A 15068-nucleotide genomic window follows, 5' to 3' on the forward strand; every position below is an offset into this window, starting at 1 on the left:
CTGTGCTCAATGGCACAGGGTGCGTTCACGCTCAAAACGCCTAAGGCTGCGCCAACGCACGGATTCTGGGATCGGGCGCGCTGGCCAGGGTCTGATGCGCCACGGCAAGAAACTTGCTATTACCGCCCGCCAACGCTCGCTCGAACCACACCAGCGCTTCGTCTATCTGGCCAGCCTCGGCCAGCACCGACGCATGACTGAACTGCCCGCGAAAACCCCCACCTTGGGCCGAGCATTTGTACCAGTGCCGCGCCGCATCCAGATCCTGGGCACAAAACTGTCCGCCCTCCAGATACCGCCCCACCAGGTTCATCGACTTGGCATGCCCCCGCTCTGCCGCCTGCCGGTAGAGCGCCAGCGCGGCGGGCTGGTTCTCGATCACCCCGCGCCCGGTGGCCAGCAAATTGGCGTAGTTGTACATCGCCCAGTCCAGCCCGGCTTCGGCCGCCTGGCGGTATTCAAGGCTGGCCAACGCCCAATCAACCGGCCCGCCCCAACCCAGTTCCCAGCAACGACCCAGCATGTTGCGCGCCATCAGGTGACCGCCGTTGGCGGCAATTTGAAACCAGCGTTTGGCCAGCACCGCGTCGCGCTCAATCCCTTGCCCGTCGAGCAAGATCTGGCCCAACAAGGCTTGGCCATCGACGATGCCTTGTTTGGCGGCGATCAGAATCGCCTGCGCCGCGCGAGCCGGGTTTTCAGTGAGCATGGCGCGCAACTGCTCGCCATCGAGCACTTCTTCGCGGCGCAATTGGAAAGGCATGACTTACACCTCAACCCAGCGGCGCAGCAGGTTGTGGTAAGTGCCGGTGAGCTGGATCAGTGAGGGGTGGTCGGGCACGTCACGGGTCAGTTGCTGAATCGCGCCGTCCATTTCATACAGCAGGGTGCGCTGACTGTCTTCGCGCACCAGGCTCTGGGTCCAGAAGAACGACGCAAAGCGCGTCCCGCGCGTGACCGCGTTGACCTTGTGCAGGCTCGTGCCGGGGTACAGCACCATATCGCCCGCCGGGAGCTTCACCTGACGCACGCCGTAAGTGTCCTGAATCACCAGTTCGCCGCCGTCGTAATCATCGGGGTCACTGAAGAACAGCGTCGCCGACAGGTCGGTGCGCACCCGTTCCGGGTTGCCCTTGGGCTGGCGCACGGCATTGTCGATATGAAAGTCGAAACTGCCGCCCGCCGTGTAGCAATTGAGCAACGGCGGAAACACTTTGTGCGGCAACGCAGCGGACATGAACTGCGGGTTCTGCCACAGCCGATCAATCATGGCGGCGCCGATTTCTTTGGCCAGCGGATGGCCTTCGGGCAATTGCAGGTTGTGTTTGGCTTTGGCCGACTGAAACCCGGCGGTGATTTTGCCGTCAGCCCAATCGGCCTGCGCCAGCGCCTCGCGTATGCGCAGTACTTCTTCACGGGAGAACAAGCCGGGAATATGCAGCAGCATGGCGCAGTACCTGATAGCAAAGGGATGGCAATGGTATTGATTCTTATTGATCGTGTAAAACCCTGATCGGACCTAGAGACGAACGAGTGTGAAAAAACCGTAAAGCAAAACTGTAAAGAATGTAAATTTCGCGCTAATAGTAATTGCTCTCAATTGATACAAGGAATTGTTTGCACTATATTTCGCGGCTCAAATTCTGGGGGAAGGGATCTTCACATGTCGCGCCAACCAATAAAAATACCTGTCAGCTCACCGCGCTTACTGGCTTCGGCCATCGGTGTAGCAATCACCGCAACCTCTGCTGCACACATGGCACAGGCGGCTGAAAGCACCGAAAGCAAAACACAGAGCAACAGTATTTCCCTGGGCGCGACCACGGTGACGGGTGAGCAGCAAGCACAGTCGTATCAGACCGAAAAAGGCAGCTCGCAGAAATACACCGCCCCGCTGGTGGACACCCCGCGTTCCATCACCGTGATCCCGGCGCAAGTGCTGCAAGACACGGCCGCCACATCGCTGCAAGACGCCTTGCGCACCGTTCCGGGTGTGACATTCGGCGCAGGCGAAGGCGGCAACCCGCAAGGCGACCGTCCATTCATTCGCGGGTTTGATGCCCAGGGCGACATGTACCTGGACGGCGTACGTGATGCCGGTGGTCAGACCCGCGAGATCTTTGACGTTGAGTCGATCGAAGTCAGCAAAGGCCCGAACTCCTCAATGGGAGGCCGTGGATCGGCTGGCGGCAGCGTAAACATGGTGAGCAAGACCCCAAAAATGGGCGACTTCCTCAATGGCGGCTTCACTTACGGTTCCGACCAGACCCGCCGTTACACCCTTGATGTAAACCGCCAGTTCCTGGACACCGCAGCGTTTCGTTTGAACCTGATGAGCCACGAGCAAAACGTAGCCGGTCGCGATTCGATCAACTACGACCGTTGGGGCGTAGCACCGTCGCTGACCTTCGGCCTGGGCACTGAAAACCGCCTGAACCTCAGCTACTACCATCTGGAAAGCAACGACTTGCCGGACTCGGGGATTCCATACGGCTACAGCAACAGCTCGAAAACAGCGGCTCACGGACATGACAAACCCGACGATGGCGGCAACAGCAACAACTTCTACGGCCTCAAAGACCGTGACTTCCGCAAGACCCGTGTCGATATCAGCACCGTTTCGTTCGAGCATGACTTGAGCGATGCGATGACCCTGAAGAACACCTTTCGCCACGGCAACACCGGTCAGGACTACATTTTGACCCAGCCGGATGACAGCCAGCACAACGTCAACCAATACGGCACGGTATGGCGCCGCGCGAACTCCCGCGTATCGACGACTGAAACCACCACCAACCAGACAGACCTGTTTGGTAACTTCCAGGTGATGGGCTTCAAGAACACTTATTCCACAGGTGTTGAGTTCACGCGTGAAGAAACCCGCGCCAGCAGCTACAGCATTTACGGCCCAAATGGCCAGCTTCAAGGCAACCCGAAACCGAACGGCTGCACACCGGGCATGGTGGGCACCAGCGGTGGGGTATGTACTTCGCTTGATAACCCAAATCCGAACGATGTGTGGGGTGGTTCCGATTCGCGCAACTACTACGGCACTAACACCGTTGGCGTGACCAAAGCGGCTTACGTCTTCGACACCATTGAGCTTGATCCAAAATGGCTGCTGAACGCAGGTCTGCGTTACGACGCCTTCAGCACTACCGCCAACACCAACTCAGCCACAGGGCGCAGCAAAGCCGAGAACGACAGCCACTTCTTCAACTGGCAAACCGGGCTGGTCTGGAAGCCACTGGATAACGGCAGCGTTTACCTGTCCTACGCCACCTCGGCAACACCCCCCGGCGGCATTGTGGGTGAAGGTGCAGAAGGTAACGCACTGGTTGCACCGGGTAGCACCATCACCAGTGACCTGAAACCCGAAGAGACGGTTAACTACGAACTGGGCACCAAGTGGGATGTGTTCCAGGATCGTCTGTCGTTGACCGCAGCAGTGTTCCGCACCGAGAAGAAAAACACCCGCGTGCTGACTGACTCGTTCACCTACGAAAACGCTGGCGAGTCCCGCGTAGACGGTCTGGAACTGTCGGCCAGCGGTAAGATCACTGACAAATGGCAAGTGTTTGCAGGCTACAGCTACCTGAAAAGCGAGCTGGTTGATCCGGGCAAGAAAGCCAACCGTAATGGCAGCATCAATACCGGCGCGCTGTCGGACAAAGGCAACGAAATGCCTAACACGCCGAAAAACAGCTTCAGCCTGTGGACCACGTATGACGTAACACCCAAGCTGACCGTCGGTGGCGGCGCGTTCTATGTAGACGAGGTCTACGGCGACACCGCAAACACGGTGTACGTCCCCTCTTACACCCGCTACGACGCAATGGCCAGTTACAAGCTGACCAAAAACGTCGACCTGCAACTGAACGTGCAAAACCTGACCGACAAGACGTACTACGACAAAGCCTACGCTGCGCACTTCGCCAGCCAGGCCGCAGGCCGTACCGCCTTGTTGACCACCAGCTTCCACTTCTAAGAAACACACGTTAGCCACACAAAGCCCCGCCCATCCAATGGCCGGGGCTTTTGTGTGAAAGCCTCAGGGCTTGACGTTGATGACGTCAGGCCTGTGGCGTAAAACACGCATTCAATTGAGCAAGCAAGGCGGCCGTTGTGTTCAAGAAAACACTGTTTCAGTTGCACTGGTTTTTCGGGATAACCGCCGGCCTAGTGCTGGCCCTGATGGGCATCACCGGTGCGACCGTGTCGTTTCAGGACGAGCTGCTGAACCTGCTCAACCCCTCGGTACTCAAGGTCCAAAAGCTCGACAGCGGCGTATTGCCGCCCGCCGAACTGGTACGCAGAGTCGAAGCCCGCGAAGGCAAGCAAGTGTCGATGCTGTGGGTGGGCGTTGACAGCGACAGTGCCGCCCGCGTGTTTTTCACCCCGCCACCGGGCGAGCGGCGTGGCCAACTGCGCTATGTCGACCCCTACACCGGCGCCTATCAAGGCGATGCCACAGGCCAGGATTTCTTCGGCCTGATGCTGCAATTGCACCGTTTTCTGGCCATCGGCCAAACCGGTCGCCAGATCACCGGCGCGTGCACCTTGATGCTGATTTTCTTCTGCCTCTCGGGCTTGTACCTGCGCTGGCCGCGTCAGGCGCTGAACTGGCGTGCGTGGCTCACACTGGACTGGGCGAAAAAAGGCCGCAGTTTCAACTGGGATTTGCACGCAGTGGCGGGCACCTGGTGCCTGATCTTTTACCTGCTGGCGGCACTCACCGGCCTGTCATGGTCCTACGAGTGGTACAACAAAGGCCTGCAACGGCTGTTTTCAGATGCGCCCCACGGTGAGCAACGCAAAGGCGGTCGCGGCCAACCCGGCCCGGCGGGCCCCGCGCCCATCGCCGATTACGCTGCGATCTGGGCCAGCATCCAAAAAGCCGCAGGCCCCGAGCTGAGCCTGTACAACGTGCGCATGCCGCCAGCGGCAGGCCAGCCCGCGACGGTTTTCTACCTGCGCACAGACTCACCCCATGAGCGGGCCTTCAACCAGATCGTGCTCGACCCCGCGACCGGCGTGATCAAAAAACATGAGCGCTACGATGACAAAAGCTACAAAGCGCAGTTGCTGACCAGCATTTACGCCCTGCACGTGGGCAGTTACTGGGGCCTGACCGGCCGCATTCTGGTCACCGTCGCCAGCCTGACCATGCCGCTGTTCTTTATTACCGGCTGGTTACTGTACCTGGACCGTCGTCGCAAAAAGCGTCACGTCAAACAGGCGCGTCAGGGTTTTGCAGAGCTGCGCAGCGATGCGCCTTCATGGTTGATCGGCTTCGCCAGCCAGAGCGGCTTTGCCGAGCAACTGGCCTGGCAAACCGCCGGGCAATTGCAGGCATCCGGCTTGCCTGTACGGGTGCAGCCGCTGTCCGCGCTGACTGTAGATGACGTGCAAAACGCCAGCAACGCGCTGTTTGTTGTCAGCACTTTTGGCGACGGGGAAGCGCCGGACAGCGCCCGCGGGTTTGAACGCAAGGTTGTGGGCCAACCTTTGGCCTTGAATGGCCTCACTTATGGTGTGCTGGCCTTGGGAGATCGCCAATACCCCGACTTCTGCGGTTTTGCCACCCGTATAGAACAGTGGCTAAGCGAGCGTGGCGCACAGTCTTTGTTCAACCCGGTGCACGTCGACAACGGCGATACCTCGGCACTGCAACAATGGCAGCAGCAACTGAGCCAGCTCACCGGTGGCGCGCCCAGCACGCCATGGCAGGCCCCGCGTTACAGCAACTGGACGCTGGAACAGCGAGATCGGCTCAACCCCGGCAGCCTCGGTTCCAGCGCGTACCTGCTGGGGCTTAGCACACCCGACAACAGCCACACGTGGCAGGCGGGTGATTTGGTCGAAGTCCTGCCGCGCCAATGCGCCTGGGCGGTAGAGCACTTTCTCGACGGCTTGGGCCTTGAGCCACACAGCATGGTGCAACTCGACGGGCTGCGTGAAACCCTGGCACAAGCACTCGCCAGTCGCCAACTGCCCGAGAACCGTGGGCATTTGGTGGGCATGCACGCCCAGGCATTGGTCGATGCGCTCATCCCCTTGAACATGCGCGAATACTCCATTGCGTCGATTCCTGAAGACGCAGTGCTGCAATTGATCGTGCGCCAAGAGCGGCATGCCGATGGCAGCCTGGGCATTGGCTCGGGCTGGCTGACCGAACATGCACCCGTGGGTTCAAGCATCAATTTGCGACTGCGGCGCAACAGTGGCTTCCACTTGCCCGCGCAATCGTGCCCCCTGATTTTGCTGGGCAATGGCACCGGACTGGCCGGGTTGCGCAGTCTGTTAAAGGCACGGATTAGCGAAGGGATACAGGACAACTGGCTGTTCTTCGGCGAGCGTAACGCTGCCTATGATTTCTATTGCCGCGAAGAGTTGCAAGGGTGGCTGGCCAACGGGGATCTGGCGCGTCTGGACTTGGCCTTTTCGCGTGATCAAGCGCACAAAGTGTATGTGCAAGACCGCCTGCGCGAATCGGCGGATGAAGTGCGGCGCTGGTTGGCGCAGGGCGCAGCTATTTATATCTGCGGCAGCTTGCAAGGCATGGCAGCGGGTGTGGATCAGGCGTTGATCGACATACTGGGTGCCGAGGCACTGGAGCACCTGATTGAACAAGGGCGTTATCGTCGGGACGTTTATTGATACACAAAGACTGCCTTGAACGAGTTCAAGGCAGTCTTTCGGGGCAATTTAGTTTAGAGCGCTACTCTCCGTCCAAATCTTTTTAACTACTTGTCCTACATTGTCTGAAGAAAAACACTGAGGCTTAGAGCAGTCATGGGTGTAATTACAGGCTTTTTGACAACTGTAGTTAGGATGCTGCTTATTACCCGCATCAATAAAAATGCAAGTATCCGAACTCCCGCCTTCGACTCGACCATTGGAGTTTTTGTCATACCCGACAAATAGACATAAAGCCGACCCACCCCCTATAGGCAGCATGTCACATGTCATCCCCCCCAAAAAAACCGGACCACCACCGCACAGCGCGGCCCCAAAAGCCGGTCCAGCAGCGCCAAACAGAACAACCAGGGCACCCAACATATAATTAAAAACAATTTTTCTAATACGACTTCTATACAAACCAATACTCATGATTAATCCCTTAATACAAGAAAAGCGCTGATGTTTGCGCTTTATTAGAGTAGGGAATTAATCAGTGAACAGAGGGAACAATTGTCATAGAAAGTATCTGCGCCAGCCACTCACTTTAATTAACTTTCAGTTACAAAAAGTGCCGCCGAATAATTAATCCGGCGACCACACCACGTTCAAGCCTTCGCCGCCTCCAGTGCGATATCCACCGGTTCTGGACGTTTAATCACGGCATACACCACCGCCGTCAGCACACTGCCCGCCACAATGGCCAGTAAGTACAACAACGCATGGTTAATTGCATTGGGGATCAACATCACAAACAACCCGCCGTGCGGCGCCATTAATTTGCAGCCGAAGTACATCGACAACGCACCGGTCAATGCACCGCCCACCACACTGGCCGGGATCACTCGCAACGGGTCTTTGGCTGCAAACGGAATCGCGCCTTCAGAGATAAAGCACAAACCCAGTACCAGCGCCGCTTTGCCCGCCTCCCGCTCGGTTTGCGCAAATTTACGCCGGGCGATCAATGTGGCAATACCCAAACCAATCGGCGGCACCATGCCCGCGGCCATGGTCGCCGCCATCGGTGCATAACTTTGCGACGCCAACAGCCCCACTGAAAACGCATACGCCGCTTTGTTGATCGGCCCGCCCAAGTCGACGCACATCATCGCGCCCAGCAGCACGCCCAACAAAATAGCGTTGGTGGTGCCCATGCTGTCCAGAAAGTGGGTCAGCCCTTCAAGCATGCCCGCCACCGGTTTACCCACCACGTAGATCATCACCAAGCCCGTAAACAGGCTGGCGAACAGCGGGATGATCAGGATCGGTTTTAATGCCTCAAGACTTTGCGGCAACCGCGCATAACGGTTGATCGCCTTGGCGCAATAACCGGCGATAAAACCGGCAATGATCCCGCCAATAAACCCCGCCCCCAAGGTGCTGGCCAGCAGGCCGCCAATCATCCCCGGCGCAAGGCCCGGACGGTCAGCAATCGAGTAGGCGATGTATCCCGCGAGCAACGGCACCATCAGTTTGAACGCCGCATCACCGCCGATCTGCATCAACGCCGCCGCCAAAGTGCCTGGCTCTTTATACGCCGTGATGCCAAACACGAATGACAACGCGATCAGCAGCCCACCCGCCACCACCATTGGCAACATGAACGACACGCCAGTCAGCAGGTGCTTATACACACCTGTCTTCTCCGATTTGACCGTGCCCGAAGCCCCCGTGGCAGCCGATTCTTGCTGCCCCTCGCTGAGGGCTTTTTTCAGCGTGGCTTGCGATTGCTTGAGCGCGATACCGGTGCCACAACGGTAAATTTTCTTGCCGGCAAAACGCTCGGTCGGCACTTCAATGTCCGCCGCCAGCAACACCACGTCAGCCTCGCTGATGGCCTGGGCGCTCAGCGGGTTGCGTGCGCCCACCGAACCCTGGGTTTCGACTTGCAAGTCATAGCCCAGGCGCTTGGCCATTTGTTGCAAGGCTTCGGCGGCCATGAAGGTATGCGCCACGCCCGTTGGACACGCCGTGACCGCGACAATTTTGGGCGCGCGGGCAGGCGCCGCAGCCTCGACCACCGCGTCAGCAGCGGCGTACACCTGAGCTTGTTCCACGCCCCGGCGCAATACCCCCTCTACATCTTGCAAGGCCTGGGCCGGGGTGCTTTGAAACACGCGTTTACCGATAAAGCGCTGCATGTCCAGCGGCGTACTGCTCACCACCAGTACCCACTCGGCTTCGTCGATCACCGCTGCCGATAATTGACGCTCAGGGTGCTTGGGGTCATGCACTTCAACGCTGGTGCTCCAACCTTGACGTTGCGCAGCTGCGTCAAGCAACCGGGCACACAGCACGCTGGTCACCATGCCGTTGGGGCAGCCCGTCACAATGGCTAATTTCATGTCCTTGCCTCTTATTCTTCTGTCAGGGAGCGCACGCGCACGCCGCTTTCGAGCGTCGCCAAGTGCGCCGCATCGCTGATACCAAAACCAATCTGGGTGACCGCCATGGCCGCAATCGCCGTGGCAGTGCGCACGGTCTGCTCCGGGGTATGCCCGCTGAGCAGGCCATGCAGCATGCCCGCCAACAGCGAGTCACCTGCGCCCACGGTGCTGGCGACGCTGACCTTGGGTGGCAAGGCCTGAAGTGCCTGACCGTGGCTAAACCAGTTCACACCGTCAGCCCCCTGGGAAATCACCACATGCTCAACGCCTTGCGCTTGCAAACGCGAAGCGGCGGCCACTTGGGATTCAAGGCTGCTGATGTCACAGCCCAGGGCATCGCTGAGTTCTTCGGTGTTGGGTTTGATCAGCCACGGCCCTGCGCTCAAGCCTTGTTTCAAGGCTTCGCCGCTGGTGTCCAGAATCACTTTCAAGCCCATCGCCTTGAGCCGCAGCAGCAAGTGATGCAACCACTGCGCACTGACACCTCGCGGCAAACTGCCCGCCACCACCACCGCGTCATGACTGGCAGCGATCTGGTCGATTTTGTCGATCAGCGCTTGCTGGGCGAATTCACTGACCAGCGGGCCTGGGCCGTTCACGTCAGTGACGCGACCATCGTCTTCGGCCAGTTTGATGTTGCTGCGGATTTCACCCGGCACCCGAATAAAGGCGTCGACAAACCCACGTCGGGCAAACAGGGCGTTGAAAGGCTGTTGATTATCCTCGCCGAGAAAGCCGCTGACGGTCAGCTTGTGGCCAAGATCGGCCAGCACTTGCGCGACGTTGATGCCCTTGCCCGCCGCGTGGGTCAACAGGGCCTGGCTGCGGTTGACTTCGCCGGGCTGCAACTGCGCCACACGCACGGTCAAATCCAGCGCCGGGTTCAGCGTAAGGGTCAGAATCTTGGCCATTAGAGCGCTTCCACCAATGCACGAACTTCATCCGGGCTGCCCACGCTTAACGCGTCGGCGGCCAGGGTTTTAAGGCGATCCATGCTCAACTCTCGCACCCGCGCTTTGACTTCCGGGATGCTGCGGGCCGAGACGCTCAATTCATCCACGCCCAACCCCACCAGCACGGGAACGGCCAGCGGGTCTGCCGCCAACTCGCCACACACCCCCACCCATTTGCCGTGGGCATGGGCCGCACGCACCGTGATGTCGATCAGTTGCAACACCGCCGGGTGCAAGCCATCGGCCTGCGCCGACAGGGTCGGGTGACCACGGTCGATGGCCAGGGTGTATTGCGTTAGGTCGTTGGTGCCGACGCTGAAAAAATCCACCTCTTTGGCCAGCACCGGGGCCAGCAACGCGGCCGAAGGCACCTCGATCATGATCCCCAGCTGCAAGTCGGCCACGGGGATTTCCTGGCGCAGACGTTCGGTCATGTCCCGCGCTGCACGCCATTCCGCGACGCTGCCGACCATGGGGAACATGATGCGCAGCGGGCGGTTGTCTGCCGAACGCAGCAAGGCGCGCAACTGTCCTTCCATCACCTGCGGGCGTTGCAGCGTGAGGCGGATACCGCGCACGCCCAAAAACGGGTTTTCTTCTTTATCAATCGGCCAGTACGGCAGCGGCTTGTCACCGCCCACGTCCAGAGTGCGCACCACCAAAGGGCGACCGTCGAGACCGTCGAGCACGCGGCGATATTCGGCCTCTTGCGTGGCTTCATCCGGCGCTTGGGAATGGGCCATGAAAATCAGTTCGGTGCGCAGCAAACCGATGCCCTCGGCGCCCTGCTCGACAGCATTGGCCACGCCCTTGCTCTCGCCGATGTTGGCAAACACTTCGACCGCATGCCCGTCGCGGGTCACCGCAGGCGCGTGACGCAATGCGCTGGCGGCCTGCAAGCGTTGTTCACGGCTGTCACGCTCTTGCGTGGCGCGCTGTAACGCGTCGGCGTCCGGGGCAACGTGCAGGCGGCCACGCTGGCCATCTATCAGTAGCTGGGTGCCTGGCGCGAGCAACAGCACCGCGTCCCCCGCACCGACCAGCGCCGGGATGCCCAAGGCTCGGGCGACAATGGCGCTGTGGGCCGTGGCGCCGCCGCGGGCGGTCAAAATACCCGCGACCCGGGCTGGATCAAGGCGCGCCACATCAGAGGGACCGACCTCATCCATCACCAGCACATAAGGCTGCTCGGGTTCGACTGGCGTTTCGATGCCACACAGTTGGGCCAGCACACGGCGGCCGATGTCGCGCAAATCGGCGGCACGCTCGGCCAGCAACGCATCCTGCAACGACTCCTGTTGACGCGCTGCGGCTTCGATCACCGACATCCACGCCGCTTCTGCGCTTTCGCCTTGCTTCAAACGGTTGTCGACTTCATCGCTCAGCTCGGGATCGTCGAGCATTTCCTGATGGGTAATAAAGATTTCGCGAATGGCTTTGGACGGGCTGCGTTGAATCAGACCTTCAATGTCCTGTCGCACCTGAGCCAATGCGTTGTGCAAGCGCTCGCGCTCCACCACTGATGACTCGCCGCGCAGCGGGTAGTCGAAGGTTTGTAACACCTGGATATGCGCTGGCCCCACGGCGATGCCGGGCGCTGCCGCGATGGCGTGAATGACGCTGCCAGCCGCCGGGGCGCTGATGACTTGCGCAATATCGGCAACGGCCGGGGCCGCTTCGCTGACCGCAGGCAACGGTTCAACGTCTTCGCCCAGACCCTCTTCAATCGCCGCTAAAATCGCCGGTAACGCGTCGTCGGCCACGCTCGGTTCGGCCACAAACTCGAGCACTTGCCCACGCCGAGCGCCCAGACTCAGCAGTTTGCTCAGGCTCTTGGCCGATACTGGCGACTCATGGCCGCCGACGATGCTGACGCGAATGTCACCGTCAAACCGCTTGGCCAGCTGCGCAAGGATTTTTGCCGGGCGCGCATGCAGCCCGTGGGCGTTGGCCAAGGTGATGCGCGCACTTGGCCAGTCAGCGGGCAGTTCGCCGCCCAACACTTCAAGCACGGCACGCCGACTGGTGGCACTGCCCAGTTCGTGACCGCGCCCCTCAATCAGCAAGGCGCACAAGCGTTCGAGCAGTGCCTGATGCGCTTCACCCAGACTGGCCAGGCAGAATAGGCCACTGAGCGGTTTGCCCAGGTAGCGGATCGGTTTATCGGGCGTGACGAACGCCAACCCCGGACGCTTGACCGTTTGCTCGCTGTGCAACCACCACAGGCCATCGCCCAGCGGCAGCGCTTCAACTTGTTGCAATACGGCGGCAAAGCCATTGCTTACGCAATCGGCCTGGCGCAATAAACGGGCACCGCGCCACACCAACTCTTCAAAGTCGTCTGCCGACACACCCAGGCCAATCATTTGCGCATCAAGCGCCAGCTCTTGCGGTGCGCCTTGCAACAGTTTGAGCAAGGCTTCAGCAGAACTGGCGCGACGCAGGGCTTCGCCCAGATCGGTTTCACCCAAGGCACGGGTCAACAGTTGCAATAAACGCAGGTGTTCATCGGACTTGGCGGCAATGCCAATCGCCAGATAGACCATTTGCCCATCGCCCCAGTCCACCCCTTCGGGGAACTGCAACAAACGCACACCGGTGGTGAACACCAGGTCGCGGGTGTCGGGGGTGCCATGAGGGATGGCAATGCCCTGGCCCAGAAAAGTCGAACCTTGAGCCTCACGCGCTCGCAAACCGTCCAGATAGCCCTCGGCCACCAATCCGTCGGCGACCAGCTTATCGGCGAGTAATTGCAACGCAGCAGACTTATCCACAGCCGATTGGCCCATGGATATCTGCTCTATGGTGAGCTCAAGCATGCGTTCTCCTTATCCGGCGCTCCGTGGCACCCGGTATTGTTTTGAATTTAATCAGCTTAGGCCGCCCGCCCCTCAATAGGTCACCCGATGTGTGGCAAGCACATCCATACAGGGGCTTACGGCTACAAAACACGCCTGCTGAAACGTTTAATCATGAATGTGCGGCACGTTACTGCATAATCGCTCGCGCTTGAAGCCCAACCTGTCGCATTGATCAGCGTCATGTGGACGAGGCTGCAAAAAAATACAGTAGCGATAAGGCAGACGATGGTCGGCTGCCTTTATCGGGTAGGATTGGCCAGAATGTCGACATGTACTACAAAAAATAAGGAATTATCGGCGTGAAGCTCAGCGATATCGCTCAACTGGCAGGTGTTTCCGTGACCACCGCCAGCTATGTCATCAATGGCAAAGCTGAACAGCAACGCATCAGCAGCACGACGGTGGAGCGCGTACGCGCGGTGGTCGAGGCGCATGGTTTCACCCCTAACCCGCAAGCCGCAGGTTTGCGCAGCCGGCATACCCGCACGCTGGGTTTTATCCTGCCCGACCTTGAAAACCCCAGTTACGCGCGCATTGCCAAGCAACTCGAACAAGGTGCCCGCGCCCGTGGCTATCAATTGCTGATCGCCAGCTCCGACGACGCTCCCGACAGCGAACGCCAACTGCTCAAGCTGTTCCGCGCCCGACGATGCGACGCCTTGTTTGTGGCCAGTTGCCTGCCAGCAGAAGACGACAGTTACCGTCAACTGCAAGACTTGGGCATGCCCATTATCGCGATTGACCGCACGATGCAGCCCGAACGGTTTTGCTCGGTGATCAGTGATGACTGTGAAGCCAGCCTGCAGCTGACCCGTAGTGTGTTAAAGCCCATGCCACGGCAAATCGCCCTGATCGGCGCGCGCCCGGAACTGAGCGTGAGTCAGGCACGGGCGGCGGGGTTCAAGCAGGCGCTGGAAGGTTTTGAAGGCGACGTACTGATTGAGCATGGCACCGCGTTCAGCCGCGAATGCGGGCGACGCATGATTGATGATTTGCTGGCGCGCCTGGGGCATTTTCCTGAAGCGCTGGTCACAACCTCTTACGTGCTGCTGCAAGGGATGTTTGATGCCTTGCTCGATCACCCGGAGCACAAAGCACCTACGCGTCTCGCCACCTTCGGCGACACGCAGTTGCTGGACTTCTTGCCCTTGCCGGTGAATGCCATGGGCCAACAGCATCAGTTGATCGCCGAAACGGCACTCAATCTCGCTCTGGCCGCCATTGAAGAGCAACGTTACGCACCCGGCATCCACGCCATTGCACGTAACTTCAAACAGCGTATTGATCAGGTTTAAGCATGCAACTGATCGACACCCACACCCACCTCGACTTCCCCGACTTTGACGCCGACCGTACGCCGTTGCTGGCGCGCAGTCGGGCATTGGGGGTGGAGCGCATGGTGGTGCTGGGGGTCGATCAGCGTCACTGGCAACGGGTGTGGGATCTGGTACAAACCGACCCTCATTTGTATGCCGCGTTTGGCTTGCACCCGGTGTATCTGAATGAGCATCGCCCTGAGCACCTCACTGAGCTGAGGGCATGGCTGACCCGGCTGGACGGGCATGCGCAGCTGTGTGCGGTGGGTGAAATCGGCCTCGATTACTTTCTCCCGCAACTGGACCGCGACGCTCAACAGCGCTTGTTTGAAGGTCAGTTGCAGTTGGCCGCAGACTTTAATCTGCCAGCGCTGCTGCACGTGCGCCGCAGCCATGCGCAGGTGATTGCCACACTCAAGCGTTTCAAGCTAAAGCGCGGCGGGATCATTCATGCGTTTGCGGGCAGCCGCGAGGAAGCGCGCGAATACCTCAAGCTGGGTTTCAAGCTGGGCGTGGGCGGTGCCGCGACCTGGCCGCAAGCGTTACGCTTGCGCAAAGTGCTGACTGATTTGCCGCTGGAGGCCCTCGTGCTCGAAACCGACGCGCCCGACATGGCGCCAGCCATGTTCCCCCACCAGCGCAACAGCCCGGTGCATCTGCCCAACATTTGCCAGGCACTGGCCGAGGTGCTGAACATCAGCCCCGAGCAATTGGCCGACGCCACCACGGCCAATGCGTGCGCGCTGTTTAACTGGGCACGATAAGCCGTTAAAGACCGCAATTACGACCGCTACGCGCCCGGACGCAGCCTCGCATTACTCGTCAGCGACTACAGGGTAATGATCGCGGGTCATGTAGCAGTTGCCGAAG

Annotated in this window: 10 protein-coding genes; 4 read left to right on the top strand and 6 right to left on the bottom strand. The window is 59.6% G+C overall.

The window, feature by feature from the left end; all coding sequences use genetic code 11:
- Positions 1–40: 40 nt before the first annotated feature.
- Entirely contained in the window at positions 41–763 is a 723-nt protein-coding gene (locus tag AP059_RS19705; RefSeq protein ID WP_059765164.1) for a tetratricopeptide repeat protein, read from the bottom strand.
- A 3-nt stretch (positions 764–766) separates the two neighbouring features.
- Positions 767–1447 carry a Fe2+-dependent dioxygenase gene (locus AP059_RS19710; RefSeq protein WP_059765166.1) on the bottom strand — a complete coding sequence of 227 codons (681 nt, stop codon included), beginning with the start codon at positions 1445–1447 and terminating at the stop codon, positions 767–769.
- Positions 1448–1663: 216 nt separating this feature from the next.
- On the opposite strand from AP059_RS19710, the gene AP059_RS19715 reads away from it, so the two are divergent.
- Positions 1664–3988 (top strand): TonB-dependent receptor, encoded by a 2325-nt coding sequence (locus tag AP059_RS19715; RefSeq protein WP_059765169.1) that lies wholly within the window; start codon positions 1664–1666, stop codon positions 3986–3988.
- 137 nt (positions 3989–4125) lie between these two features.
- Positions 4126–6660, top strand: coding sequence for a PepSY domain-containing protein (locus AP059_RS19720; protein ID WP_059765171.1), 2535 nt, complete (start codon positions 4126–4128; stop codon positions 6658–6660).
- Positions 6661–6708: 48 nt separating this feature from the next.
- Here the strand turns inward: AP059_RS19720 and AP059_RS22365 are convergent, their stop codons facing one another.
- The 4 genes from AP059_RS22365 to ptsP all read right to left on the bottom strand — a co-directional run bounded on the left by AP059_RS22365 (position 6709) and on the right by ptsP (position 12840).
- Positions 6709–7113: a hypothetical protein gene (locus tag AP059_RS22365; protein WP_131811537.1), complete on the bottom strand. Its 405-nt coding sequence runs from the start codon at positions 7111–7113 to the stop codon at positions 6709–6711.
- A gap of 176 nt (positions 7114–7289) precedes the next feature.
- Positions 7290–9026, bottom strand: a complete 1737-nt coding sequence (locus AP059_RS19725; RefSeq protein ID WP_059765173.1) for a PTS fructose-like transporter subunit IIB — start codon at positions 9024–9026, stop codon at positions 7290–7292.
- Positions 9027–9037: 11 nt separating this feature from the next.
- Complete coding sequence (gene pfkB, locus AP059_RS19730) at positions 9038–9979, bottom strand: 1-phosphofructokinase (RefSeq protein WP_059765176.1); 942 nt, start codon at positions 9977–9979, stop codon at positions 9038–9040.
- Complete coding sequence (ptsP, locus tag AP059_RS19735; RefSeq protein ID WP_059765178.1) at positions 9979–12840, bottom strand: phosphoenolpyruvate--protein phosphotransferase; 2862 nt, start codon at positions 12838–12840, stop codon at positions 9979–9981. Before ptsP ends, pfkB begins: the two co-directional genes overlap by 1 nt.
- A 341-nt stretch (positions 12841–13181) precedes the next feature.
- On the opposite strand from ptsP, the gene cra reads away from it, so the two are divergent.
- Both cra and AP059_RS19745 read left to right on the top strand, forming a co-directional pair.
- The gene (gene cra, locus AP059_RS19740) at positions 13182–14177 is read left to right on the top strand and encodes a catabolite repressor/activator (RefSeq protein ID WP_048401339.1); all 996 of its coding nucleotides are present in this window, start codon (positions 13182–13184) and stop codon (positions 14175–14177) included.
- A gap of 2 nt (positions 14178–14179) precedes the next feature.
- On the top strand, positions 14180–14962 hold the full coding sequence (locus tag AP059_RS19745; protein WP_059765180.1) for a TatD family hydrolase: 783 nt from the start codon (positions 14180–14182) through the stop codon (positions 14960–14962).
- Positions 14963–15068 lie beyond the last annotated feature (106 nt).

This window comes from Pseudomonas sp. TAA207 (genome assembly GCF_001529285.1).
Taxonomy (GTDB): Bacteria; Pseudomonadota; Gammaproteobacteria; order Pseudomonadales; family Pseudomonadaceae; genus Aquipseudomonas; species Aquipseudomonas weihenstephanensis.

Coding starts and splice junctions, on each gene's coding strand:
- AP059_RS19710 (WP_059765166.1), bottom strand. CDS start 1,447: ATGCTGCTGCATATTCCCGGCTTGTTCTCCCGTGAAGAAGTACTGCGC.
- AP059_RS19745 (WP_059765180.1), top strand. CDS start 14,180: ATGCAACTGATCGACACCCACACCCACCTCGACTTCCCCGACTTTGAC.
- AP059_RS22365 (WP_131811537.1), bottom strand. CDS start 7,113: ATGAGTATTGGTTTGTATAGAAGTCGTATTAGAAAAATTGTTTTTAAT.
- pfkB (WP_059765176.1), bottom strand. CDS start 9,979: ATGGCCAAGATTCTGACCCTTACGCTGAACCCGGCGCTGGATTTGACC.
- AP059_RS19715 (WP_059765169.1), top strand. CDS start 1,664: ATGTCGCGCCAACCAATAAAAATACCTGTCAGCTCACCGCGCTTACTG.
- AP059_RS19705 (WP_059765164.1), bottom strand. CDS start 763: ATGCCTTTCCAATTGCGCCGCGAAGAAGTGCTCGATGGCGAGCAGTTG.
- AP059_RS19725 (WP_059765173.1), bottom strand. CDS start 9,026: ATGAAATTAGCCATTGTGACGGGCTGCCCCAACGGCATGGTGACCAGC.
- ptsP (WP_059765178.1), bottom strand. CDS start 12,840: ATGCTTGAGCTCACCATAGAGCAGATATCCATGGGCCAATCGGCTGTG.